Genomic DNA, 25,347 nt, shown 5'->3' with positions numbered 1-25,347 from the left:
GCGCGATCCCGGCGGCGAACAGGCGGTAGACGCAGAACCGGTCACACAGCCAGCCCACGACCAGGCAAAGCGGCGCATAGACCCAGAAGAACGCCGACACTGCGGTACCGAACCCGGTAGCCGAAAGGTTCAGTTCGGCCTTCATCAAAGGTGCGGCAATACCGATTGCGCCGCGGTCAACATAATTGAGCAGTACCGACAGCGCGATCAGGAACACCAGCGCGTTCAGCCGAGACGCGCTGACCCGGCCTGGTTGTGCAATTGATGCCATCGGCGCGTCTCCCCCCATGCCCGACACGGAACCTATCAGCTATTCAACACAAAGCGAGCCGCAATCGCGCAGCAGAACAGGCCAATTGGACCACCCTGTCTTGGTTAAAAACACGTTTCTTTTATTGTCACAAAGAAAGCCGATGCTTAGGATTTATGCGGCAGTTCCCCTAAGTCTATGCCTTGCGCAAAAGTATGTCTTGTTCTTGCAATAAAACATGGCTTCATTGATGACACGCCGCTGGAGGCGAGTCGAAAACGAGGGAGTGGATTTATGAAAGCTATGGCACGCGATCTTGTCGCATCTGTGACGGTCCTGGCGCTTACGGCCACGCCGGCGCTGGCTACCAAGGCAAACCAGCTTCAGTCGCTGGTCGGCATGCGCGGATCAAGCGGAGAGTCCGAGCTTGAAAACAAGGGCTTCACGTCGATCGATGGTCGCCAGGCCAATGGCGGTGTCCATACCTACTGGTGGCACGGGCGCGACAAGAATTGCATCGACGTGTTCACGTCGGACGGGAATTACCAGTCGATCCGCGATGCAGCCAACAGCGATTGCAACCAGAAGAACCATTCGAACGCCGGCGCTGCTGTTGCGGGCGTAGCGGTTGGCGCGCTGCTGATCGCCGCACTGACCTCGCACAAATCGGATCATCACGACAACAGCCAACATCTGACCGATCAGCAGGCCGAAGCCCAGTACGAGCGCGGCTATTCAGACGGGCTGCACAACACCTCGTATCATAATTATGACAAGAGCGAATCCTATGCCGGCGGGTATACGGCCGGGGTTGAACAACGCCGCCAGAATACATCGTACCACAGCGGACGCGGTGGCTATTCCAACTCGGTCAGCCTGCAAGGCATCAAGGGCCAGAGCAGTATCTGGGCTTTCGATGAAATGACCAACCGCGGCTTCCGCAACGTCGATGCGATTACGTCGGGCAACACCCAGTACGGTATCTACTACAACGGTAAAACGCGTCAGTGCGTGCAGGTGACCAACGCCGACAACCGCGTCTACGACATTCGCGAAATCGATAGCCATCCCAAGTGCCGCTGATCGCAGCCGAAGCATAAGGAGTTTCATTATGAAAAAACGAACAGCTTTGTTGCTGGCAGCTGCAGCCCTGGCCGCTCCTCTGCCGGTACTGGCCCAGGCCGTGGTGCCGGTCCAGTTTGCCGCTGGAGCAAGCGCGCGCACCATGACGGGTGCGGTCCAGGGATACAAATATGTCGACTACCGGATCAGCGTGCGCGCCGGCCAGCGCCTCACCGTGTCGCTGCGGACACTAAGCGGCTCGCCCTATTTCAACCTCATGGAGCCGGGTTCGCGGGATGTGGCCATCTACAACAGCTCGCAAGGGGAGCAGACCTTCTCCACCACGACCACGCGCGCCGGGGCCTATACCATCCGCGTCTATCAGATGCGGGCAACGGCGCGGCGGGGCGAAACCGCGCGCTTCCAGCTGACGGTCAGCGCCGGCCGTGCTGGCGGGGTCGTCACCCAGTTGCCGGGTGACGCTCTGGTTCCGGGAACGCACTACAACGCCACCGGCCCGATCACTTGCCGGTCAATGGAAGGTGCGCCCATGGGTCAATGCAAGGCCGGGGTCATCCGCCGCAGCGGCAGCGCTACGGTCCACCTCAACACGCCCGATGGCGGCGAACGGACAATCCTGTTCCGCGGCGCAAATCCGGTTTCCAGCGATTCCCAGGCCGGGCTAATGTCAACCCGGCGCGGCGATACGATCATTGTCCGCATCGGCACGGTGGAGATATACGAAATCCCCGAAGCGTTCATCCTGGGCGGTTAGCGTGATCGGTGGCCGGCCAGCCATTCGCATTGGTCGGCCACCGGGCACTGCGCGCAACGCGGCCTTTGCGCGCGGCATACTTGTTTGCCGAACTGGATCAGCCAGAAATGCCCGTCGGCGCGGGCCCATACGGGTACCCGCTGTTCCAGCTGCGAAGCGGTTTGATCGGCGGTCTTGGCATGGGTCAGACCTATCCGGTTGCAGACCCGGTGGACGTGGGTGTCGACCGCGATCACATCCATCCCGAAAACGAAACTGAGCACAATGTCGGCGCATTTGCGGCCGATGCCCGGCAGCGCCATTAGCTGCGCACGCGTTGCCGGGACCGTTCCCTGGTGACGATCAAGCAGCGCGGCACAAAATGCGCGAATATTGCGCGCCTTGATGTTGTACAATCCGCACGCGCGGATGGCATTGGCAATCGCGCTTTCATCCAGCGCAAGCATGCTTTGCGGGGTTTTTGCCAGCGCGAACAGATTGCGGGTGGCCGCGTGCGTGTTACGGTCAAGCGATTGGGCGGACAGGATGCACGCAACGCACGATCGGAACGCATCTGGCTGGCCTTTCGGGCCTTTGGCGCCGCGGGTTCGTCCTGGCATTGCTGCGGCCAGTCGGCGCATCACCTGTTCTGTCGCGGCTTCATCAAGCATTACCGGTCAACGGACAGGCCGCGTTGCAGTTCCGGCAAGGCAAACGGGCGATTGGCGCGCCATTCCCGAACCGGTCCGTCACCGCGGCTTGCTGATCGTCAAAGCGCCTGACTGCTTAGAAGCTGCCGCCCCTCAGTCAGACCGAGCAGCCGGAACAATCGCTATTCCCACTCGATCGTGCCGGGCGGCTTGCTGGTATAATCGTATACCACCCGGTTGATGCCTTTGACCTCGTTGATGATCCGGGTTGCGACCCGGCTGAGGAAGGCGGCGTCAAAGGGGTAGATATCGGCGGTCATCCCGTCGGTGCTGGTCACCGCGCGCAAGGCGCAGACGTTGTCATAAGTGCGGCCGTCGCCCATTACGCCGACGGTCTTTACCGGCAGCAGCACGGCAAAGGCCTGCCAGATGGCATCATACAAACCGGCGTTGCGGATTTCCTCCAGGTAAACCGCATCGGCTTTGCGCAACACGTCGCAGCGCTCACGGGTCACTTCGCCGGGGATGCGGATCGCCAGTCCCGGGCCGGGGAAGGGGTGGCGGCCGACGAACACTTCGGGCAGGCCCAGCTCGCGGCCCAGCTCGCGCACCTCGTCCTTGAACAGTTCGCGCAAGGGTTCGACCAGTTGCATGTTCATGCGTTCGGGCAGGCCGCCAACATTGTGGTGGCTCTTGATCGTGACGCTTGGCCCGCCGGTGAAGCTGACGCTTTCGATTACGTCGGGATAAAGCGTGCCTTGCGCCAGAAACTCGGCCCCGCCGATCTGCTTGGCTTCAGCCTCGAACACGTCGATGAAGGTCTTGCCGATGAACTTGCGCTTGGCTTCGGGATCAGTGACCCCCGCCAGCCCGCCCATGAACAGTGCGCTGACATCCTTGTGGATCAACGGTATGTTGTAGTGGCCGCGGAACAGGCTAACGACCTGTTCGCTTTCGCCCTGCCGCATCAGGCCGTGATCGACATACACGCAGGTCAGCTGCTCGCCGATCGCCTCGTGGATCAGGACGGCCGCCACTGCCGAATCGACCCCGCCGGATAGCCCGCAGATCACTTTGCCAGTGCCGACCTGCGCACGGATTTCCGCGATCTTGGTCTTGCGAAACTCAGCCATGGTCCAGTCACCGGCCAATCCGCAGACGTGGCGCACAAAGTTCTTGAGCAGCTTGCCGCCATCGGGGGTGTGAACCACCTCGGGGTGGAACTGCATCGCGTATATGCGCTTTTCGTCGTTGGCGATAACCGCATAGGGCGCACCAGCGCTGGATGCGACGGGACGAAAACCGGGAGCCAAGCCCGAGACCTTGTCGCCGTGGCTCATCCACACCTGGTGGGTTTCGCCTTCGGTCCAAAGCCCGTCGAACAGTGCGCAGCGGTCCGTAATCTCGATAAAGGCGCGGCCAAACTCGCCGCTGTCGCCCAGCAGCACTTCGCCGCCGAGCTGGTGCATCAGCGCTTGCTGGCCATAGCAGATGCCCAGGATCGGCAGGCCGCTGTCCAGTATTTCTGCCGGAATACGCGGGCCGTCCGTTTCCAGCACCGATGCCGGCGATCCCGACAGGATGATCCCCTTGGGCGCCATGCGGGCAAACGCGGCAGCGGCATGGCTAAACGGTGCAATTTCGGAATAGACCCCGGCTTCGCGCACGCGGCGGGCAATCAGCTGAGTGACCTGGCTGCCGAAATCGACAATAAGGATGGAATCTGACGGCTGGATGCTCATGGCTGGCCGATAATGTCGGGATCGCACGCTGGCAAGCAGCGACGTGCCCACCATAGGGGAAAGTCGTTTGCCGCACCGCGCCTCGATTGCCGTCGTCTTCGCTATCGTCCTCATCGACATGCTCGGCTTCGGCATCGTCATGCCGGTGTTGCCGCGCCTGATCATGGATCTGGGCCAGATCCCGATCGACAGTGCGGCAGTGTTCGCCGGGTGGCTGGGCGCGGGCTATGCGGTGATGCAGTTTGTCTTCGCGCCAATCATCGGCAACCTGTCGGACCGCTTTGGCCGCCGACCGGTGCTGCTGGCCAGCGTGCTGGCGATGGCGGTCGATTATACGCTGATGGGTTTTGCCCCGGCGCTGTGGTGGCTGATCATCGGGCGGATCGTGGCGGGGATGACCGGGGCAAGCTGGTCGGCTGCCTATGCCTATATCGCCGATATCACCCCGCCCGAAAAACGCGCCGCCAGCTTTGGCCTGATGGGTATGGCCTTCGGGCTGGGTTTCATCCTGGGCCCGGCGGCGGGCGGGCTGCTTGGCGCGATCGACCACCGGCTGCCGTTCTTTGCCGCTGCCGGGCTCGCTTTGGCCAATTTCGTGTTCGGCATGATTGTGCTCAAAGAAAGCCTGCCAGCGGACAAGCGCCGCCCGTTCGACTGGGCGCGGGCCAATGCCTTTGCCGCGCTGAAAGCGCTGAAGGGGCAAAGCGGCCGGGTGCTGTGGTTTGTCGCGGCGCTGGGGGTGTGGCAACTGGCCCATACCGTCTACCCGGTTATCTGGGCCTATTTTACCATCGCCGCCTATGGTTTTGATGAACGGCAGATCGGGCTGTCACTGGCTGTGGTAGGGATCGTTTCTGCGTTGGTACAGGGGCTGGGCCTGCGTTTTGCCTTGCCTGTGCTGGGTGAACGCGGCGCGGTGATTGCGGGCGTGGCAGGGTTCGTAATCGCGGCGGTGATGTACGTTTTTGCCGGAAGCACGGCCGCGGTTTACGCCGCGATTGTGGTCGGCGGAATGCAGGGTCTGATCGGGCCGTCGATCCAGGCGCTCAACAGCGCAGCGGTGGACGGTGCCAGCCAGGGCGAGCTGCAAGGCGCGACACAGTCCATCGGTTCCATCGCGCAGATCATCGGCCCGCCGCTCTACACCGGGATTTTCGCCAAGTTCAGCGGGCCGCAGGCGATGACCGAACTGCCGGCGATGCCGCTGCTGGTCGCAGCGGTGTTCGGGGTTTTCGCACTGGTGCTGTTTTTGCGCGGCGCGCGCGGGATCAGCGCGCCTTCGCGGGTACCCGCTCCCTAAGTTCGGTCTTGAGCAGCTTGCCGATATGGCTGCGCGGCATTTCATCAATCGGGTAAAGCTCGGCCACGCGCTGGGTCTTGCCCAGACGGCTGTTGGCGCAGGTGCGAATATCTTCCAGCGCGGCGGCCTGCGTGCCCGGTTTGAGCACCACGAAACCGACCGGTGTTTCGCCCCACTGATCGGACGGAACGCCAACCACGGCGGCTTCGATCACGCGGTCATCCTTGGCCAGTTCGGCTTCCAGATCGATCGGAAATATGTTGAACCCGCCTGAAATGATCACGTCTTTGGTGCGGCCGACCAGTTCGACAAAGCCATCCGCGTCGACCCGTCCAACATCGCCCATGCGCTGCCACACCGATCCGTCGGCGGGATCAATCCAGTAGCCTTCAAGGGTCTTTTCCGGCTGGTTCTTGTAACCCAGCATCATCGTCGGGCTTTTGCCAACCAGTTCGCCCGGCGTGCCCGGCGGCACTTCGTTAAGATTCTCGTCCACCACTTTCAGGAAATGGCCGGGCGCAGGAAAGCCGACCGTGTGGAGCTTGTCCGGAAACTCGTGGACCGGAAAGATGCAGGCAACGCCGCCTTCGGTCATGCCGTAGATTTCGATCAGGCCGCCGGGCATACGGGCCAGCACCTCTGCCTTGAGGTCAGCAGGGAACGGCGCGCTGGTGCAGTATTTCATCTTCATCGACGACAGGTCGTAATCGTCGAAGCGATCGAACTGCATCAGGCGGCGGTACTGCACCGGCACCAGCATGGTGTGAGTGATCTTTTCGGCCTGGGCGCGTTCAAGCCATCCTTGCACATCGAACTTGCCCATCAGGCTGGCGCAGCCGCCCGAATACATGGTGGGCAGGAACACTGCCATGGTCGTATTGGAATAAAGCGGCGTGCTGGTCAGCGTACGGCTGTCCACGCCGTAATTCATTGCCGCGCGGAAGGTCATCTGGCGCCAGCGCATGCCATGCGAATGGACTATGCCTTTGGGGATACCGGTGGTGCCGCTGGAATAGATGATGTTGAACGGATCTTTTTCAGCCGGATCGAAAGGCGCGGCCGTGGTTCCTGCCGGGGCCATGAACGCGTTTAGGTCCTCATCGATCACGATCTGGTTCGCGATCGGCAGGGCAAAGTCGCCCAGTTCGGTCAGTTTGGCGCGGTCGATAAACAAATGAATGGCGCCCGAATCGGCTGCCATGCCAGCCAGCTGATCGGGGCTGGCGCTGGTGGTCAGCGGTGCGGCGCAGCCTCCGGCGCGGATCGCGGCAAGGAAGACCAGGGCGTAAGCAACGCTGGACGTTCCGAGAATTGCCACAGCCTGACCGCGTTCCAGACCATCTGCCTGGAGCCGCGCAGCGATCCGTTCGACCAGAGCCGCGGTTTCGCGCCACGACAGGCTTGTGGTGCCGTCATAAAGCGCGGGCGCATCGCCGCGAAACGCGCCCCAGGCCTGAATCAGCCCCGGAAACGAGCCAAACTCGGCATCAAGCTGTGCGGCGGGGTCGGTCGTCATCGGTGGCAGGTCCTCTAGCGATTACGGTTTGCCTCACAGTGCTGAGCGCCGCCCACGCTGTCCAGTAGAGATCGGGTCCTTTTCAAAACGGTTAATGCTGCAGTTGCGAAATACGCAACATCAATGCCGCCCTTTGCACTTTTATAATCTCTACCAATTCACTAGATAAATATCTGCAGGCTACGGCCCGCCAAAACCAACGGAGTATTACCATGCGCAGCATCGTTCATGCCCTGCTGCCGATCATCGCCTCTGCATCGCTCAGCGGCCTGATGTTCACCGCCACGCTTCTCTGAAGCCTGACGGATGGGGGCATTGCCCCCAGGCAGCTTTCCAAAACCAGAACGGTCATCACGCCGGCTTCGGCGTGATGACCGTTTTGCGTTAAGAGGCGCTTGCGATCAGCGGCTGGCGAGCAACTTGACCAGATCGAACAGGTAATCGCGCCCGGCGTAAAGCGAGCGGACTTCGATCCGCTCGTTCAGTCCGTGCGTGCCGTTGCCATCGGGATCGACCCAATAACCGGGCACCCCGTAGGTCGGGATGCCGACCGCCTCCAGGTATACCCCGTCGGTCGCCCCCGTTGAAATCGCCGGGATGACCGGGATGCCCGGAAAATGCGTTGCCGCGACCTGCTCCATTGGGCCGATGATCGCCGGATCAAGCGGCGGGACTTTGGCGATTGGCTTGTCCTTGACGCGTTGCTCGACCTTGATGGCGGGGTCGGCAATCACTTTTTGCAGGACGGCCTGGGTTTCTTCGCTGGTGCGGCCCGGGAACATCCGGCAGTTGACATTGGCGGTCACCGATTGCGGCAAGGCATTGATGGCATGGCCGCCCGAAATCATCGTCGCGACGCACGTGGTTCGCAACATCGAATGCATTGCCTTGTCGCGGTTGACCAGTCCTTCGGAAACCGTGTCGGTCGGGTCCTTGACCAGCTTGGCCATCGCCATGCCCAGGTCGTCGCCGCGCAGCGCCCCGGCCTTGGCAAAGAAGGCCCGGGTCGTATCGTTGAATTCGATCGGGAACTCAAAAGCGGATACCTTGGCCAGCGCCTGGCCCATGCGGTAAATCGCGTTGTCCGGTACCGGCTGGGATGAATGCCCGCCCGGATTGGTCGTGGTAAGGGTAAAATCCTGATAGGCTTTCTCGCCGACCTGGATGGTCTGGACCAGCAGCTTGCCTTTGCCGTCGGTGCGCCCGCCGCCGCCTTCGTTAAGGGCATAGGCGGCATCGATCAGCTCTCGCTTGTTTGCCGCTAGCCATTCGGCGCCGTTGAAGGCGCCGCTGGTTTCCTCGCCGCAGGTCAGAGCCAGCTTGATCGTGCGTTTTGGCCGGTAGCCCGTCTTGGCAAAGCGAACCAGCGTATCAGTCCAGATCGCCGCCTGGGCCTTGTCATCGACCGTGCCGCGGCCATAGAAATTGCCGTTTTCCTCGATCAGGGTGAAGGGATCGCGGGTCCAGTCGCTGCGCTTGGCTTCGACAACGTCCAGGTGGCCCAGCAGCAGAATGGGCCGCATGCCGCGCGCGGTGCCGGGATAGATCGCCACCAGCCCGCCATCCTTGGGGTGTTCGGGCACGGCAAACAGGGTCAGCTGGGCATCCTTCATCCCCGCCGCCTTCAACCGCGCCGCCATCCTTTCCGCAGCCAAGGTGCAGCTGCCTGCGGACAGGCTGGTGTTGGTTTCGACCAGTTCCTTGTAAAGTCCGCGAAACTCTGTCTGATCGGGGCGCAGCGGCGCGGTTTGTGCCTGGGCCGCCTGGGCGATCAGCGTTCCTCCGACCATCAGCGTTGTCAGCAATTTCATCGGCTCTCTCCCCCATGCATCAAACGCCGAATTGAGCAGGATTTGCCTGTGGATGGAAGGGGCGTTGCAGCCTTTCTTTGGCGCGCCGCAATCCCTATATGGTGGCCATGTCCGACACTCCTGAAAACGTCCCCAACGCCAACGAATATGGCGCCGATCAGATCAAGGTTCTCAAGGGCCTGGATGCCGTGCGCAAACGCCCCGGCATGTACATCGGCGATACGGACGATGGATCGGGCCTGCACCATATGGTGTTCGAAGTATCGGACAACGCGATTGACGAGGCATTGGCCGGCCACTGCGATCTGGTACTGATCGAGCTCAACCCCGATGGTTCGGTCTCGGTCGAAGACAACGGCCGCGGCATCCCGACCGGGATCCACGCCGAAGAAGGGGTGTCCGCTGCCGAAGTGATCATGACCCAGCTTCACGCGGGCGGCAAGTTCGAGAATACATCGGACGACAACGCCTACAAGGTGTCAGGCGGTCTGCACGGTGTTGGCGTTTCAGTGGTCAACGCGCTGTCGGAATGGCTAGAGCTTACCATCTGGCGCGATGGTGAGGAACACTGGATGAAGTTCGCTCACGGCGATGCGGTGGAATCGCTGCGCGTGGTCGGTCCGGCGCCGGCGGGCAAGAAGGGCACCCGGGTAACATTCCTGGCTTCGGAAGAGACGTTCAAGAACGTTACCGTCTACGATTTTGACAAGCTGGAACACCGCTACCGCGAGCTGGCCTTCCTTAATTCAGGGGTGCGCATCAAGCTGCGCGACAAGCGCCACGAAGAGGTCAAGGAGCATGACCTGTTCTACGAAGGCGGCATCGCGGCCTTTGTGAAATACCTTGATCGCAACAAGACCCCGCTGCTGCCCGATCCGATCGCCATCAGCAGCGAACGCGACGGAATCGCTATTGATGTGGCGCTGGAATGGAACGATTCGTATTACGAAAACGTCCTGTGTTTCACCAACAACATTCCCCAGCGCGATGGCGGCACCCACCTGGCCGCGTTCCGCGCCGCGCTGACCCGCACGCTCAACAGCTATGCTGAAAAGTCGGGGCTTTTGAAAAAGGAAAAGGTCAACCTGACCGGTGAGGACATGCGCGAAGGGCTGACCGCAATCGTTTCGGTCAAGCTGCCCGATCCCAAGTTCTCGTCGCAAACCAAGGACAAATTGGTTTCTTCCGAAGTGCGTCAGCCGCTGGAAAGCCTGATGGCCGACAAGCTGAGCGACTGGCTGGAGGAAAACCCCGCCTATGCCAAGCAGGTGGTCGGCAAGATCATAGATGCTGCCGCGGCCCGCGAAGCGGCCAAGCGCGCGCGCGAACTGACCCGGCGCAAAGGCGCGATGGATATCGCCAGCCTCCCCGGCAAGCTGGCCGATTGCCAGGAACGCGATCCGGCCAAATGCGAACTGTTCCTGGTCGAAGGGGATTCCGCGGGCGGCTCGGCCAAGCAGGGCCGTGATCGCAACATCCAGGCGATCCTGCCACTGAAAGGCAAGATCCTGAATGTCGAACGCGCCCGGTTTGACCGGATCATTTCGTCCAAGGAAGTCGGCACGCTGATCCAGGCGATGGGCACCGGCATCCGCGACGAGTTCAACCTCGACAAGCTGCGCTACCACAAGATCGTCATCATGACCGACGCCGATGTCGACGGCGCTCATATCCGTACCCTGCTGCTGACTTTCTTTCACCGGCAGATGCCCGACATCATCCGCGCCGGGCATCTCTTCATTGCTCAGCCGCCGCTGTACAAAGTCGCCAAGGGCCGGAGCGAGGTCTACTTGAAGGATGCGCGCGAACTGGATGAATATCTGGTCGATGCCGGGATCAACGGCCGCATGCTGGAAACCAGCGGCGGTGCGCGCTCGGGCCAGGAACTGAAGGCACTGGTCGAACACGCAATGCGTCTGCGCAACCTGATGGCCTTCGTGCCCAAGCGGTACGATCCGGTGGTGATCGAAACCCTGGCACTGGCCGGGGTGTTCGAACCCGATCTGGTTTCTGCCGCGCGCAAGACCGCACTGGCCGAAGCCGCTGCCTGGCTGGGCCGCGGCGACCATGAAGCGAAATGGAGCGCTTCGGTTCAGGACGACGGTTCATTACTGATCGAGCGGCTTTGGCGCGGGGTGACCGATGCGTTTCCGGTCGATGCCGCTTTTCTGTCAGGGGCCGAAGCGCGCAAGCTGGCCAGGCTCTCAGCCGAGCAGGCCGACGTCTATCGCGGCACGGCGCGCCTTGCCCGGGCCGGTGCCGAGCCGGAGCCCGAAGCCGAGCAGGCCGGACTTGAACCTGATGAGCAGGAAGCTGCGCCTGCCGTGCGTCCGGCAACCGGCAACAGTGTCATCACCCGCCCGATCCAGTTGCTTGAAAACGTGCTTGCCGCCGGGCGCAAGGGGCTGTCGATTGCGCGTTACAAGGGGCTTGGCGAAATGAACGCCGAGCAGTTGTGGGAAACCACGCTGGACCCAGATCACCGCGTGCTGTTGCAGGTCAAGGTCGAAGACGCGGATGTTACCGACGAGATTTTTACCCGTTTGATGGGCGATGTGGTCGAACCGCGCCGCGACTTCATTCAGGAAAACGCACTCAACGTCGCCAATCTGGACGTCTAGAGCCGCTCAGCGATCAGCGCATGTGCGGGCCGGCTTCGTACCCGGCCCGGATCAGGCTGTTTTGGTATCGGGGAAAAACTGAGCGACGATGTCGCGTGCCAGGCGCGTGGGGCGCAGCGTTTCGGCATCGATGCAGCACCAGCTGGATTTCACTTCGGCCAGCACTTCTTCGCCGCGGCGGATGATCGTTTCGTAAAAGGCGCGGGCACCCTGGAACTTTTCAAGCAGCACCGTGGCGACCACGTCATCGTCAAGGAAAGTGGGCTTGAGATACGTAATCTCATGCTTGAGCGCGACCCACAGGTGCGCTGCAATCGCCTCGCTCGGGGCCAGACTGCGCCAGTGGTCGATCACCGCGTCCTGAACCCATTTGAGGTAACTGGCGTTGTTGACGTGGCCCATGAAATCGATGTCGGTCGGATCGACGGCGATGGCGAAAGAGTGGGGAGCAGCGTTGTTCACACTGGTGTCAATAACAGGGGGTAGCAGCGAATCCTAGTGCAATCAGGCGGCCCGCAGTCCGCTGACCGCTTTTGCCCCGCGATCGGTAGCAGACAGCCCGTCGAACACGGCGTCGATGATCCGGGCCAGCTTGTCGGTGGTCAGCTTTGGCATAATCAGTTCCATCAAGCCGATGTTGACGTATCCGCTGGCCATCTGGTTGATCAGGCTCAGCGCTTCGTCAATCGACAGACCTTCAAAATGGCCGTCGGCCATAGCCTCGCCGATGATCAGCGAAAGGTAATGATCGCCGAGATCGACATAGGAACGAACCTGCTCAAAGTTTTCGCGGCCCAGTTCGGCATAGGTTGCAAAAGCCAGCGGATCGCGGTCCCATTCCGCCTTCATCAGGGCAAAGCGCCGGGCAAAAAACTCGAACATCTTGCGGCGTGGCGGCAGGTCGCTGGCCACAATCTCTTCCATGATGGCGACCTTGGGGCGAAACCAGTATTCGGCCACCGCCTCGATCACCGCATCCTTGTTTTCGAAATAGCGATACAGATTGGCCGGAGACATTCCCGCAGCACTGGCCAGTTCGGTCATGGTGATGGCGCTGTTGCCGCGTTCTTCGATCAGCGAGATGGCCAGTACGACCAGCCGGTCACGGCCTGCCTCGATATCGGTCTGCGGACGTGCCATTGCCTTGAAACTCCCCGCGGTGCTTGCCTGTTTCCATTATAAAGATCGACGCTGATTTTTCAAGAAACTGACTTATTCCCATAGTACGCGTAGCTTGCCTCCTCTTGCCTAATCGCTAGGTATGGTGGTGTCGCAACCAATCGGATTTTTGCATGACTGGCTTTCGCTGCCTGCCCCTGTTCGCCGTCACCCTGCTTGCCGCCTGCGCCGCCCAGCCTGGCGTGAATAGCGCCGCTGCGCCTGGCGCACCGGTCACTATCGGCATTATCGGCATCAACGATTTTCACGGCGCACTGGAACCGCCGCGGACATCGGCGATCGTTGGTGATGGCAAAGGCGGCGTCATTCAGGTGCCCGCAGGCGGCGCGGCCTATCTCGCCAGTGCGGTCACCGGCCTGCGCAATCAATACAGCCACAGCCTTACGGTGGGTGCGGGCGATCTGATCGGCGCATCGCAGCTGGCATCATCGCTTTTTCTGGATGAACCTGCGATCGGGGTGATGAACCGCATCGGGCTGGACTTCAACGCGGTCGGCAATCACGAGTTTGATCGCGGGCGCGATGAACTGGTGCGCAAGCAGACCGGCGGGTGCCGCCAGCTTACCGCGCTCAAACCTTGCCGGCTTGAACGGTTCGGCGGCGCGCGCTTTGCCTATCTGGCCGCCAACACGATTGAGGCGAATGGCCGCACGCTTTTCCCCGCTACCGCGATTCGCAGCTTCGGCAGCGGCAAAGGCCGGGTCAAGGTGGGCGTGATCGGCCTGACGCTGAAGGAAACCGGCGACCTGTCATCGCGTGAGGGGCTGAAAGGGATCCACTTTGCTGACGAGGCGGACACGGTCAACGCGCTGGTTCCCAAGCTCAAGGCACAAGGCGCGGCCGCGATCGTGCTGCTGATACACCAGGGCGGCTATACCAAAAGCGATGCCCCTGATCCCAGCACCTGCCCGCAACTGACCGGATCGATCAAGCCGATCCTTGACCGGCTGGATACCCGCGTCGACGTGGTCGTGTCGGGCCACACCCACTGGTCCTATGTCTGCGATTACGCGCAGTATAATCCGGCCAAGCCGTTTCTGCTGACCAGCGCCGGGGTGTTTGGCCAGTATGTCACCGACATTGCGCTCGACATCGATCCGGTCAGCCGCAAGGTGATCGGCAAACGGGGCCGCAACGTCATCGTCCAAAGCGAAGCGTACACCACCCGCAGCGGCGAGGTCACGCTGAAGGAGCAGTATCCCCGTTACATGCTAGACGTCGGGATTTTCCATTATGTCGGCAGATATGTCGATGCGTCGAAGGGTGAAATCCAGCGCGCGGCGGGCAAGCTGGCGGGCGAAGTGCGGCGACCCGGCGGCGATTCGTCTTGGTCGGGCGGCAGCCTGGGCGCGCTGATCGCCGATGCGCAACTGGCCGCAACGCGCAAGTCCGGCGCACAGATCGCGATGATGAACCCGTTCGGCGTGCGCGCGCCGCACCTGCTGTCGCCAGCGGCCGATGGCAGGCTGACTTTTGGCCAACTTTATTCGGTCCAGCCGTTCACCAATGGGCTTGTCACCCAGTCTCTGACCGGGGCCGAGCTTAAGGCCGTACTGGAAGAAGGTCTGGACGATACCCAGCCCAAACAGCTGATGAGCGTGTCTGAAGGCTTTGCCTGGACCTATGACCTGGCGCGTCCCGCCGGCAGCCGAGTGGTGTCGATGACGCTGGACGGCAAGCCGATCGATCCGGCGGCCACTTACCGTGTCACTACCAACAGCTTCCTGGCTAATGGCGGCGACAGTTTTGCGACGCTGGCCAAACAGCGCGATGCCGCTATCGCGCCGCAGACCGATATCGAAGCATTGGAAGCCTGGCTGAGCGGGCCAGGCCTGCGGGCCGTTCCGCCCGAGGAACGCGCCAGCCGTGCCGCACCCTGATACACCAGGGGCGGCACCCTTGCGGATGCCGCCCCTACTGTCAGCGCCTGAGACGTCGCCTTACTTGGCCTTGGCCCAGATCTGGTCTGTGGTCATCCCGGTCAACGGGGCGTCCTTGTCCGCCATCTTGTAAAGCGCGCCATCAGCCACGGCCCAGACCGATTTGTCCGCGGTAAGCAGGATACGGCGGCCATCCGAATACCAGGCCCACTTGCCTTTGGTAACCTTGCCGGCAGCATCGGTCATCACCGCGCTGTCATCGGCACCCAGCACCAGAATACTGCCATTGCTGGCATAGCTGCCCGGTACCGAAGCTGTAGCCTTGGCGTTGTCGGGCAGGGCGGGCATTTCCGCCGCAGCGGGCGTGGCAACGGTTGCAGCATCGGAGGCGGCAGGATCAGGGGCGTTGCCCTTGCACCCGGCAAGAAGGGCGATAGCGGCGACCGGGATAAGCAGTTTGCGCATGGGGGAATATCCTCCTCTCAAGAACGCCGAAGACGAATCCGGCATGGTACAAGGCTACACGGCCCTTGCGCCCAGGGCTAACCCTGTTTGGGCGGCCAGGGAAAAAATCCAGATGTGCGCGCAACATAGGCGGCATAGCCAGGGCGCGTTTTCGCCAGACCTTTTTCCAGCAGCGGCTTGCCCGACCACCTGGTCAGCGTAAAAGTCAGGAACAGCGGACCGGGCAGACTGGCCAGCGCGACCCACCAGCCGCCGCCCGCAGCTGCCAGCCAGATGCCCCACCACACACAGCAATCGCCGAAGTAGTTGGGATGGCGTGTATAGCGCCACAGGCCGGTATCCAGCACCTGCCCCTTGTTGGCGGGATCGGCACGAAACGCATTCAACTGGGCGTCACCGACAGCTTCAAAGGTCATCCCGGCAAGCCACAGCGCGAGGCCGGCAAACCCGATCAGGCCGATTTCGGCGCCTTGGGGTGCGGCCAGGATGCCAAGCTGCGCGGGCAGGCTGACCAAGAACAGCAGCAAGGCCTGAGGGCCGAACACCACCTTCAGTGCAGCGCGGCCATAGTGCCCGCGTTCGCGCGCCTTGCCCAGCATCCGGGCATATCGCACATCTTCGCCGTGCTTGCGCCAGCGGGTGAACAGGTGGAACGCCAGGCGCAGGCCCCATATCGAAGTCATGGCCAGAAGCAGCGTGGCCCGCAGGCCGGGATCGGCAATCTGCAGCCAGCTTGCGGCCGCCAGCACAACCATACCCAAGCCCCAGACTGCATCGATGAACGATACATCGTCAATTAGAACGGCGATCAACCACAGCGCCAGCATCATCGCGGCATCGATGGCCAGGTTTATCAGCAAGGCATCAAGCATGGGATTCCTCTGCGCCAATAAGACCGGCCTGGCGATAGAGCACGGCCAGCTTGGGATGGTCGGGCATGACCGAGCGGTAATAGGCTGCGATTTTCGCCAGGTCGGCATCGAAATCGCCGGTCGTGGGAATGGCCGGGCCGATCCCGCCCTTCATTTTCGCGTTGTCGACCCATGCCGGGACAACAGGGACGCCGGCGCCGTGGGCGATGTGATAAAAACCAGATCGCCAGGCGGTAATGTCACCGCGCGTCCCCTCGGGAGCGATCACCAGTGCAAGCTCGTCGCGCCTGGCCATTTCGGCGATTACCTGGTCAACATAGTTGGCGCGCTTTGAACGGTCGACCGGAATGCCCCCCATATCGAACATGAAGCGGGTCAGCGGCCATCTGAACAGGCTGAGCTTGCCCATGAAGCTGGGGTTGATGCTGACTTCGTGAGTCGCCCCAAGGAAAAAGACGAAATCCCAGTTGGACGTGTGCGGTACGCCCAAGATTATGCAGCGCCGCGGCACCGGGGCCGTTTCAACAAGGTTCCAGCCCTTCCAGCGGTACAGCGCCACCAGCAGTGCCTTGACCAGACGTGACAGCAGCGTCGGGCGCTGGATTGTGGATGGCGGCAAATGTGTTCTCCCGCCGCGGACTTAGCACCGTTGCCGGCGAACGCCAGCGTGTACAAGTGGTCAGGCCGGGGTCTGGCCGTCGCGGTTGCGCAGATCGTTGTGGATCGCAGTGGCGGCGATTGAAGCATGGCCCATGGCGACGCTGATCTGATCCAGCGCGGCAACGACATCGCCGGCAGCGTAAAGCCCGTCCAGCCCCATGCGCTGGTGCGCGTCGGTCAGTACGCAGCGTTCTCCGTCCAGACGGAAGCCAAGCTGGCCGATCAGTTCAATATTGGGATCGGATCCAAGCGCGGGATAGAGCGTGTCCGCCTCGGTCACAGTGCCATCCGCGAAGTGAAGGCGAACGGCATCATCATCGAAAGCATAGCGCAGCACTGGCCGCGGATCCCAATCCACCCCGGCGCGGGCCAAGTCGGCGCGGTCTTTTTCGTGAAGTTCGCATTCAACCAGGGTGTGGAGCGTCACGCGGTCGGTGTAGTGGCGCAGGAACAATGCTTCGGCCACACCGTGGCTTTCCGCGCCGACCACGGCAATGCGCTGACCACTCGCTTCGAATGCATCGCAGATCGGACAATAGCGCAGCTTGCCAGCATTCAGCGCGGTGTCATGGACATCGCGAGGTATGTCGGGATAGCGGTTATCGACCCCGGTGGCGAACAGGACGCTGCGGGCGACCATCGGCTCGCCACCAGCCGTCAATAGCCAGTCGGCGCCTGCCCGGACAATTTCCGTAACGTTGCCTTGGCGCAGGACAGCACCAAACTGGCGGGCCTGCTGGGCCATCAGGGCGAGCAGTTCCTTGCCGGGGATTCCTTCGGGGTAGCCGGAATGGTTGTGGCTGCGCGGGATCATCGCGGCACGGCTGCCGCCGCGATCGTACACCACCACCCGGCGGCGGAAGCGGGCAAGATAGATCGCTGCGGTCAGCCCGGCCGGACCGCCGCCCACAATGACGCAATCGATAGGCGCGCGTTCGTCCATCATGGCCGGATCAACGCAGCATTCCGCAAAAGGCTCCTCTGGCCTGGGCGCGCTCATCCGTTGAAGCCTACACCGTCGGGCCAGCCCGGCGCGGCCAGGCCCATAACCTTGAACAGCAGCCCCATTTGTCCTTCGCCGATCAGACGCTCCTTCGCGGTCTGGATCGCCGCGGTATGCTGGGGGGCGACGGCAGCCAGCGAATCGGCGCGCGTTTCGATTCCAAGTTCGCGTAGCCAGCGCCCCTGGGTAACCGTGCCGAGCCATTTGCACCCGCGCGACTGGGCAATCTGGGCCAATGTGGCAAAATCGACATGGGCAGTCAGATCCGCAGCGCCCGGGTTGACGAAGGGATCTACCTTAAGGTGCTGGCGCACGGCCTGCAGGGTAGAGCCATCGCGCACGGTATCGTGGCCGTAATCGATGAACAATGCCGCGCCGCCCTGTTCCAGCAGCCGTCCGGCTACTTCGTAGATCGTTGCCGCTGCGCCCGGGCAGGTTTCAATTATGGTACCTTCTGCCGCATCGCGTCGTGCTTCGGGTACGGCGGCGTCCATCGGCTGGTGCCCTGCGATGCAATTGAAGCGCTCACCTTCGGGCACGACCATGCGTTCGCGCCAGCCCTCGGCGGTCTTGACCAGCTGGCGCACCGGCAGGGCATCCAGAAACTCGTTCGCCACGATCAGGACCGGGCCATACATCGGCACGGTCGACAGGTCTGCATGCCACTGCGCACCGGGGACAGTGACCAGCTGCACGTCCTTGAGCGCGGTCGACGCCTCAACCAGATGGACCGAGGGTTCGAGGCCATAGCGTTTGGCCGCGCGGAGGGCGTCGCTAGCCAAAGTGCCGCGGCCCGGACCCAGTTCGACATAGTGTACCGGCGATTCGCGCCCGGCGCGGATCCAGATATCGGCCAGCCACAGGCCGATCAGTTCACCGAACATCTGGCTGATTTCAGGTGCGGTGACGAAATCGCCCGCTGTGCCCAGCGGATCGCGCGCGGTATAATAGCGGGCGTTTGCCTCGCCCATGTAATGCATCAGGCTGATCGGCCCGGTGTTGGCGATCAGCCGGCGGAAGATGTCCCCCAGCGGGGCGGCAGGTTCATCCGCAATCATGCCGCACTGGCGGGATCGTCCACCCGCGACGGGACCGCGCCCAGTGGCGGACGCATCAGGGCGCGAACCATGAAGAACAGTCCGACCGCCATCAACGGCAGGGTCAGCCACTGTCCCATCGACAGCCCCGTCTGTTCGGCAAAGGTCTTGAGCTGCGCATCGGGTTCACGGAAATATTCGACCACAAAACGCCCCACCGCAATGCCCAGCGCAAACGTGCCGACCAGCAGGCCCGGGCGCCACCGCGACCTGGTCTTCCAGAACAGCGCCAGCATCACGATTGCCAGCAGCAATCCTTCCAGCAGCGCTTCGTAAAGCTGGCTGGGATGGCGCGGCAGCGGTCCGCCGCTTGGGAACACGATTGCCCACGGTACATCAGGCCCGGCTACCCTGCCCCACAATTCACCGTTTACGAAATTGGCCAGGCGTCCGAAAAACATTCCCAATGGCACCGGCACCGCGACATAGTCGGCGACGCGCAGAAAGCTGAGGCCGTTTTTCCAGCAGACCCAGCCAATTGCCAGCAGCACGCCGATCAGGCCGCCATGAAAGCTCATCCCGCCGGTCCACAATTTCACCAGCTCGCTGGGGTGTGCCCACAGGCTGGGCAGCCCGGTGTCGCCGCCGGTGTAGAACGTGGCATAGCCCAGACGCCCGCCCAGGATCACGCCCAGCGTGCAGTAGAAAAACAGGTCGTCGGCATGGCGCTGGGCCAGCGGCGCACCGGGGGCCTTGATCATCTTCAGCACCAGGGCGTATGCGGCGATGATCCCGGCCAGATAGGCCAGGCTGTACCAGCGCAACTGGAACAGCCCCAGCGGCGTCTGGAACTGGAACAGGTAATTGCGCAGCCCCAGGTTTTCGAAATGGATCGGCGCGTGCTCCGCTGCCGCAGCAAGCCATAGTGACAGCAAGTGGTTAACCCCTTAAGCAATTCTTAGCCGCGAACGCGAACGGGCCAGTTACCCAGGCCCCGCTATCACAGCGCTTGTGGCACATTGGTTGCCGGAAACAAACCGGTCGTGGACGTGAGAAGGGCGCGCTTCACGAAAAAAAACGGGAAAAAGGATGCCGCATGGCAAGTGAACTCGATAGTGCCCTTGTTGAAATCATCGACCGGCTTACCGCGCCTGGTGCGCCGCTTGAAACCGTGCCGTTCGAACGGTTTGGCCGGACGCTGCCGATGTTCAAGCACGCGCCGCCAACATTGGTCCACTATTTCGCGCATTATTGCGCTGAACAGGGCGACAAGGAATTCCTGGTCGAGGGCGATGTGCGGATGACCTTTGCCGAGGTCCACGCCGCTGCGCGCACCGTTGCGGGCGGCCTGGTCAATGGCCACGGGATCAAGCGCGGTGAGCGGGTTGGCCTGGCGGCGCGCAATTCGATCAACTGGATCATCGCCTATCTTGGCACGCTGATGGCCGGCGGCTGTGCCACCCTGCTGAACGGCTGGTGGAGCGGCGAGGAACTGGCTGACGGTGTCCGCCTTGCCGACTGCACGGTGGTCCTGGCCGATGACCAGCGTGCCGCGCGGCTTGACGGGCAGACCTACCCGGGCAAGCTGGTGGTTTTCGGCCACGACGCCGATTGGCGCCAGGGGCTCGCCCCGCTGCTAGCCAACGGCGGTGATGACAGTACGCCGCTGCCTGAACTGACCGGCGATGACCTGGCGACGATCCTTTACACTTCGGGATCCACTGGCCAGTCCAAGGGCGCGTTTTCAGATCACCGCGGGGTGGTCCAGGCAACGATGAACTATGCGGCGCAGTCGCTGATGGTGCTAACCTACATGGCCGAACGCGGCACTGCGCCCGATCCTTCGTCACAGCCGTGCAGCCTGGTAAATGTACCCCTGTTTCACGTTACCGGTGAAGTGCCGCTGTTCCTGCAAAGCTTTGCCATCGGGCGCAAGCTGGTGCTGATGCCCAAATGGAATACGCAAGAAGCGATGCGCCTGATCGAGCAGGAGAAGGTCACCTACTTTGTCGGCGTGCCACTGATGAGCTTTGAAATTGCGACGCATCCGGACCGCGACAAGTACGATCTGTCGTCGTGCGTTTCCTTTGCCGCGGGCGGCGCGCCGCGCCCGGTCGATCACGTCACCCGGATTCGTGAAGCACTGCCCCACGCCTTTCCGCTGCTGGGCTATGGCCTTACCGAAACAAACGGGGTGGGCTGCGGTAACTTCAACGAAAATTACCTCGCCAAACCGGGATCGACCGGTACCGCATCGCGTCCGCTGGCCCAGATGGGCATTCTGGATGATGCAGGCAGGGAACTGCCCGCAGGCGAGGTGGGCGAAGTATCGATCCGCACGATATGCAATTTCCTGGGCTACTGGAACAACACCAAGGCCACCCAGGAAGCGATCATGCCCGACGGCTGGTTTCGCTCGGGCGATCTGGGCTACCTCGATGACGACGGCTACTTGTTCATCGTCGACCGCAAGAAGGACATTATTATCCGCGGCGGCGAAAACATCAGCTGCATCGAGGTGGAGCAGGCGATCTACGCTCATCCAAAGATTGCCGAGGCCAGCGTGTTCGGCATGCCCGACGAACGCTTTGGCGAACTGCCGACCGGCGTGTTTCTGGCCAAGGAAGGGGAAAGCCTGACCGAGGAAGATCTGCGCGCATTCCTGCAGGCCCGGATCGCTCCGTTCAAGGTGCCGGTCCGGCTGTGGCAGGAACACGAAACCTTGCCGCGCCTTGGTACTGAAAAGGTTGACAAGCGCACGCTCAAGGCCCGTTACCTGACGGTGTGGGAAAGCGAACAGACGAGCCCGGCCTGAAGGCCCCGCGCATCGCCAGCCAGCGTTCGATCATTGACCGGCGCGCGCTGGCGGAATGCATATCCGACGCCGTTGCACAGGCGGGAACAGCCGGTGCGCGGCCGCAGGTCGTCGAATTGCTGCGCGCGGCATTGGCCGGTGGTCGCGCCGAAATCGCCGGACGGCTGCTTGAAAAACCTTCGACCGGGCACGACTGCGCCGAAGCGCAGGCCTTTCTGATCGATCAGCTGGTGCGGGTCATTCACGATCATGTGATCCGCGACGTCTATCCTTCAAACAATCGCTCTACCGGCGAACGGCTGACCATCATGGCGGTGGGCGGCTATGGTCGCGGCGAAATGGCGCCGCATTCGGATGTCGACATCGCTTTCGTCACTCCCGGCAAGCAGACCGCCTGGTGCGAACAGGTGATCGAGGCAATGCTTTATTTCCTGTGGGACCTGGGACTGAAAGTCGGACAATCCAGCCGTTCGCTTGATGAAATGGTGCGAATGGGGCGCAGCGACCTTACAATCCGCACCGCCATGCTGGAAGGGCGCTATGTATGGGGCGATCAGGTGCTGTTCGACGAAGCGATGGCCCGCTTCTGGAGCGAGGTCGTCGCCGGGACAGAGCGGCAGTACGTTACCGAAAAGCTGGCAGAGCGCAACGATCGGCACAGGCGGCTGGGGGACAGCCGCTATGTGGTCGAACCCAACGTCAAGGAGGGCAAGGGCGGCCTGCGCGACCTGCACACGCTGTACTGGATTGGCAAGTACATCCACCACGTCCGTGACGTGTCCGAGCTGGTCGATGTCGGACTGCTGACCCCGGCTGAATACCGTGCCTTCCGCCGCGCGGAAAACTTTTTCTGGGCAGTGCGATGCCATTTGCACACCATTACCAAACGGGCTGAGGACCGCCTGACCTTCGATCTCCAGCGGGAAGTCGCAGCGCGCATGCAGTTTGCCGATCGGCCAGGCAAAAGCGCGGTCGAACGATTCATGCAGTATTTCTTCCTCCAGGCCAAACACGTAGGCCACCTGACCGGGCTGTTCCTGGCTCAGCTTGACGATCAGTTTGCAAAAAAACAGCCACGCGGACTGCTTGCAGGTTTCCGTGCGCGCAAGCGGATGCTGAAGGGCTATGTCTTGTTCGGCGGGCGTATCAACGTGCCGTCCGATGTCTGGTTTGCCGAAGACCCGGCCCGCCTGATCGAGATTTTCGTCCTGGCCGATGCCAACGGTCTGGAACTGCACCCTGATGCGATGCGGTTGGCGGTGCGTGATGCGCGGCTGGTCGATACCGTCCGCACCGATCCGCGCGCCAATGCGCTGTTCATGGAATTGCTGACCAGCCGGCACGATCCTGAATCCGCGCTGCGCTGGCTGAACGAAGCCGGAGTGTTTGGCCGCTTCATGCCTGATTTCGGCCGGGTCAACGCACAGATGCAGTTCGACATGTACCACCACTACACGGTGGACGAACACACCATCCGAGCCATCGGCCTGATGTCGCGGATCGAGAAGGGCGAGATGAAGCAGGATCATCCGCTGGCCAGTGCGATCATCCACAAGGTGATTAACCGGCGCGCGCTCTATGCCTCGATCCTGCTGCACGACATCGCCAAGGGGCGGCGCGGCGACCACAGCGAACTGGGCGCTGATGTCGCAATGAAACTGTGCCCGCGGCTGGGGCTGGATGAAAAGGAAACCGACCTGGTTGCCTGGCTGGTGCGCTATCACCTGCTGCTGAGCGCTACTGCCTTCAAGCGCGACCTCGCCGACTGGAAAACGATCGCTGACTTCGTTGCCGTAGTCCAGTCGATCGAACGCCTGCGCCTGCTCTCGATGCTGACCATTGTCGATATTCGCGCGGTCGGCCCGGGGGTCTGGAACAGCTGGAAGCGCCAGCTGATTGCCGAGCTTTACGAGGCAGCGGAAGAACGCCTGCGCCTGGGCCATGTCCAGCACGGCCGCGAACAGCGTGTCGCGGCCAAGAAAGCCGCCGTTGCCGAACGGCTGGGCGCAGAGGCAACGCTGGTCGACAAGTTCGGCAAGAACCTGGCAGATCCATACTGGATTGCCGAGCCTGAAGACATCATTGCCATGAACCTGCGCCAGTTCGCGGGGGCAGCCGGCCAGGCGCTAGATGTGCATACCGAATACTATGCCGCACGCGGGGCAACGTTGGTCACAGTCATAGCTGCCGACCACCCGGGGCTGTTCTACCGCATAGCCGGCGGCATTCATCTGGCTGGCGGCAACATCATCGATGCCCGCATCCATACGGCACGCAACGGCATGGCAGTCGACAACTTCCTGGTGCAGGATCCGCTTGGGCGTCCTTTTTCCGAAGACGCCCAGCTGGCCAGGATCAGGACGATGATTGCAGACGCCCTGATGGGCCGGGTCAAGCTGGTTCCCCAGCTTGCAGCCCGCCCGCTTGCCCGTCCGCGGGCAGATGCTTTCGACGTGCGGCCCGCGGTTGAGTTTGATAATCAGGCATCCAACCGCTTTACCGTTATTGAAGTCGGAGCGCGTGACCGTCCGGCCCTGCTCAACCGCCTGGCGAGGGCGCTGTTCGAAGCACGGCTGATTGTCCATTCAGCGCATATCGCCACCTATGGCGAGCGTGCAGCCGACACATTTTACGTCACCGACCTGCTCGGCGAAAAGGTCGACAGTACGCAGCGGATCAAGTCGGTGGAAAAGCGCCTGCTTGATGCGGCTAGCGAAGATACGGTCGAGGTTGCCGCCGCGTGACGGCGCTCTTCGTGTTGCAGCGCAGCACGGATTGGGTCTAGGATCAGATCCATGGACCTGATCGACAAGACCTGCATCGTCACCGGCGCCGCCAGCGGCATTGGTCTTGGCATAGCCCGACGCTATGCGTCGGCCGGAGCGAAAGTTGCGATTGCCGACCTGAACCTGGCTGCCGCGCAGCTTGCTGCCGATGACCTCAACGCAGCGCGCAGCGGCTGTGCCATGGCGGTGGCAATGGACGTTACCAGCGAGGAACAGGTCGATGCCGGAATTGCGGCGGTTGTCGGCGCATGGGGCACGGTCGATGTGCTGGTCGCCAATGCCGGGATTCAGATCGTCAACCCGGTACAGGATTTTGCCTTTGCTGACTGGAAGCGGATGCTGGCGATCCACCTGGACGGCGCGTTCCTGACGTCGAAGGCGGTTATGCCGCACATGATCGCACAGAAATCCGGGGCGGTGATCCTGATGGGCTCGGTCCATTCCAAGACCGCATCGCCGCTTAAAAGCGCCTATGTCACTGCCAAGCACGGCCTGCTTGGCCTTGCCCGAACCATTGCGCGTGAAGGCGGCCAGCACGGCATCCGCGCCAACGTGATCTGCCCCGGGTTTGTCCGCACGCCGCTGGTCGGCAAGCAGATCCCCGAACAGGCCAGCGAATTGGGTATAACCGAGGATGAAGTAATCAAAAAGGTCATGCTCGGCCAGACCGTCGATGGCGAGTTTACCTCGATCGAGGACGTGGCCGAGGTTGCCCTGCTGTTCGCTGCCTTCCCGACCAACGCACTGACCGGGCAAAGCCTGGTGGTCAGCCACGGCTGGTTCATGGAATAGAAGGCAGATCGCGCCGCCCCCGATCCCTTACCCAAGCAGTACCTCTGCAATCTGCACCGCGTTCAGCGCCGCGCCCTTGCGCAGGTTGTCGCCAACCACGAACAGTGCCAGGCCATTCGCCTCGGTCGGGTCCTTGCGCACGCGGCCGACAA

Annotated in this window: 21 protein-coding genes and 1 pseudogene; 8 read left to right on the top strand and 14 right to left on the bottom strand. The window is 62.0% G+C overall.

Features of this window, described 5'->3' with window-relative positions:
• Positions 1–271: MFS transporter (locus tag Q0L62_RS10895; RefSeq protein WP_296679698.1), on the bottom strand; the 271-nt coding region annotated here is incomplete at its 3' end.
• 273 nt (positions 272–544) lie between these two features.
• Between Q0L62_RS10895 and Q0L62_RS10890 the strand changes: the two genes are divergently transcribed.
• Both Q0L62_RS10890 and Q0L62_RS10885 read left to right on the top strand, forming a co-directional pair.
• A complete protein-coding gene (locus Q0L62_RS10890) occupies positions 545–1,333 on the top strand; it encodes a hypothetical protein (RefSeq protein WP_296679696.1) in 789 nt (262 codons plus the stop codon).
• 28 nt (positions 1,334–1,361) lie between these two features.
• A complete protein-coding gene (locus tag Q0L62_RS10885; RefSeq protein WP_296679695.1) occupies positions 1,362–2,087 on the top strand; it encodes a hypothetical protein in 726 nt (241 codons plus the stop codon).
• Here Q0L62_RS10885 and nth read toward each other — a convergent pair.
• Together nth and guaA are read right to left on the bottom strand one after the other, a co-directional pair.
• Positions 2,084–2,737, bottom strand: coding sequence for an endonuclease III (nth, locus tag Q0L62_RS10880; protein ID WP_296679693.1), 654 nt, complete (start codon positions 2,735–2,737; stop codon positions 2,084–2,086). The genes Q0L62_RS10885 and nth overlap by 4 nt on opposite strands.
• A 161-nt stretch (positions 2,738–2,898) precedes the next feature.
• Positions 2,899–4,458 (bottom strand): glutamine-hydrolyzing GMP synthase, encoded by a 1,560-nt coding sequence (gene guaA / locus Q0L62_RS10875; protein ID WP_296679691.1) that lies wholly within the window; start codon positions 4,456–4,458, stop codon positions 2,899–2,901.
• Positions 4,459–4,501: 43 nt separating this feature from the next.
• Here guaA and Q0L62_RS10870 point away from each other — a divergent pair, with 43 nt between their 5' ends.
• Entirely contained in the window at positions 4,502–5,758 is a 1,257-nt protein-coding gene (locus Q0L62_RS10870) for a TCR/Tet family MFS transporter (protein WP_296679689.1), read from the top strand.
• On the opposite strand, the gene Q0L62_RS10865 is transcribed toward Q0L62_RS10870, so the two are convergent.
• Together Q0L62_RS10865 and Q0L62_RS10860 are read right to left on the bottom strand one after the other, a co-directional pair.
• The gene (locus Q0L62_RS10865) at positions 5,727–7,274 is read right to left on the bottom strand and encodes a class I adenylate-forming enzyme family protein (protein ID WP_296679687.1); all 1,548 of its coding nucleotides are present in this window, start codon (positions 7,272–7,274) and stop codon (positions 5,727–5,729) included. The genes Q0L62_RS10870 and Q0L62_RS10865 overlap by 32 nt on opposite strands.
• A 401-nt stretch (positions 7,275–7,675) precedes the next feature.
• Entirely contained in the window at positions 7,676–9,085 is a 1,410-nt protein-coding gene (locus tag Q0L62_RS10860) for a M20/M25/M40 family metallo-hydrolase (RefSeq protein ID WP_296679685.1), read from the bottom strand.
• A gap of 107 nt (positions 9,086–9,192) precedes the next feature.
• On the opposite strand from Q0L62_RS10860, the gene gyrB reads away from it, so the two are divergent.
• Positions 9,193–11,706: a DNA topoisomerase (ATP-hydrolyzing) subunit B gene (gene gyrB / locus Q0L62_RS10855; protein WP_296679683.1), complete on the top strand. Its 2,514-nt coding sequence runs from the start codon at positions 9,193–9,195 to the stop codon at positions 11,704–11,706.
• A 51-nt stretch (positions 11,707–11,757) separates the two neighbouring features.
• On the opposite strand, the gene Q0L62_RS10850 is transcribed toward gyrB, so the two are convergent.
• Together Q0L62_RS10850 and Q0L62_RS10845 are read right to left on the bottom strand one after the other, a co-directional pair.
• A complete protein-coding gene (locus tag Q0L62_RS10850) occupies positions 11,758–12,168 on the bottom strand; it encodes a thioesterase family protein (protein ID WP_296679682.1) in 411 nt (136 codons plus the stop codon).
• A 42-nt stretch (positions 12,169–12,210) separates the two neighbouring features.
• Positions 12,211–12,846, bottom strand: coding sequence for a TetR/AcrR family transcriptional regulator (locus tag Q0L62_RS10845; protein ID WP_296679680.1), 636 nt, complete (start codon positions 12,844–12,846; stop codon positions 12,211–12,213).
• 152 nt (positions 12,847–12,998) lie between these two features.
• Here Q0L62_RS10845 and Q0L62_RS10840 point away from each other — a divergent pair, with 152 nt between their 5' ends.
• On the top strand, positions 12,999–14,765 hold the full coding sequence (locus Q0L62_RS10840; RefSeq protein WP_296679678.1) for a bifunctional metallophosphatase/5'-nucleotidase: 1,767 nt from the start codon (positions 12,999–13,001) through the stop codon (positions 14,763–14,765).
• Positions 14,766–14,825: 60 nt separating this feature from the next.
• On the opposite strand, the gene Q0L62_RS10835 is transcribed toward Q0L62_RS10840, so the two are convergent.
• From Q0L62_RS10835 to lgt, 6 genes are all read right to left on the bottom strand, one after another.
• On the bottom strand, positions 14,826–15,230 hold the full coding sequence (locus Q0L62_RS10835; RefSeq protein ID WP_296679677.1) for a hypothetical protein: 405 nt from the start codon (positions 15,228–15,230) through the stop codon (positions 14,826–14,828).
• A gap of 77 nt (positions 15,231–15,307) precedes the next feature.
• Positions 15,308–16,102 (bottom strand): DUF1295 domain-containing protein, encoded by a 795-nt coding sequence (locus Q0L62_RS10830; protein WP_296679674.1) that lies wholly within the window; start codon positions 16,100–16,102, stop codon positions 15,308–15,310.
• Entirely contained in the window at positions 16,095–16,721 is a 627-nt protein-coding gene (locus Q0L62_RS10825; protein ID WP_296679673.1) for a 1-acyl-sn-glycerol-3-phosphate acyltransferase, read from the bottom strand. The genes Q0L62_RS10830 and Q0L62_RS10825 overlap by 8 nt, the downstream gene beginning before the upstream one ends.
• Positions 16,722–16,781: 60 nt before the next feature.
• On the bottom strand, positions 16,782–17,762 hold the full coding sequence (locus Q0L62_RS10820; protein ID WP_296679671.1) for an NAD(P)/FAD-dependent oxidoreductase: 981 nt from the start codon (positions 17,760–17,762) through the stop codon (positions 16,782–16,784).
• Positions 17,759–18,823 (bottom strand): SAM-dependent methyltransferase, encoded by a 1,065-nt coding sequence (locus tag Q0L62_RS10815; RefSeq protein ID WP_296679669.1) that lies wholly within the window; start codon positions 18,821–18,823, stop codon positions 17,759–17,761. The genes Q0L62_RS10820 and Q0L62_RS10815 overlap by 4 nt, the downstream gene beginning before the upstream one ends.
• Positions 18,820–19,737 carry a prolipoprotein diacylglyceryl transferase gene (lgt, locus tag Q0L62_RS10810; RefSeq protein WP_296679667.1) on the bottom strand — a complete coding sequence of 306 codons (918 nt, stop codon included), beginning with the start codon at positions 19,735–19,737 and terminating at the stop codon, positions 18,820–18,822. The genes Q0L62_RS10815 and lgt overlap by 4 nt, the downstream gene beginning before the upstream one ends.
• A gap of 161 nt (positions 19,738–19,898) precedes the next feature.
• Between lgt and Q0L62_RS10805 the strand changes: the two genes are divergently transcribed.
• The 3 genes from Q0L62_RS10805 to Q0L62_RS10795 are packed head-to-tail and all read left to right on the top strand — an operon-like array spanning position 19,899 to position 25,195.
• Positions 19,899–21,617, top strand: a complete 1,719-nt coding sequence (locus tag Q0L62_RS10805) for a class I adenylate-forming enzyme family protein (protein WP_296679665.1) — start codon at positions 19,899–19,901, stop codon at positions 21,615–21,617.
• Positions 21,614–24,361, top strand: coding sequence for a [protein-PII] uridylyltransferase (locus Q0L62_RS10800; protein ID WP_296679702.1), 2,748 nt, complete (start codon positions 21,614–21,616; stop codon positions 24,359–24,361). The genes Q0L62_RS10805 and Q0L62_RS10800 overlap by 4 nt, the downstream gene beginning before the upstream one ends.
• Before the next feature lie 51 nt (positions 24,362–24,412).
• Positions 24,413–25,195, top strand: coding sequence for a 3-hydroxybutyrate dehydrogenase (locus tag Q0L62_RS10795; protein WP_296679664.1), 783 nt, complete (start codon positions 24,413–24,415; stop codon positions 25,193–25,195).
• 27 nt (positions 25,196–25,222) lie between these two features.
• Here the strand turns inward: Q0L62_RS10795 and Q0L62_RS10790 are convergent.
• Positions 25,223–25,347 (bottom strand): annotated as a pseudogene (locus tag Q0L62_RS10790) (Asd/ArgC dimerization domain-containing protein); the annotation flags it as partial.

Origin of the sequence: Novosphingobium sp., from assembly GCF_024642085.1 — a bacterium.
In the GTDB taxonomy this organism is placed as follows: Bacteria; Pseudomonadota; Alphaproteobacteria; order Sphingomonadales; family Sphingomonadaceae; genus Novosphingobium.
The sequence above is the reverse complement of the archived record's forward strand: the minus strand, read 5'-3'. Positions and strand labels throughout refer to the sequence as shown.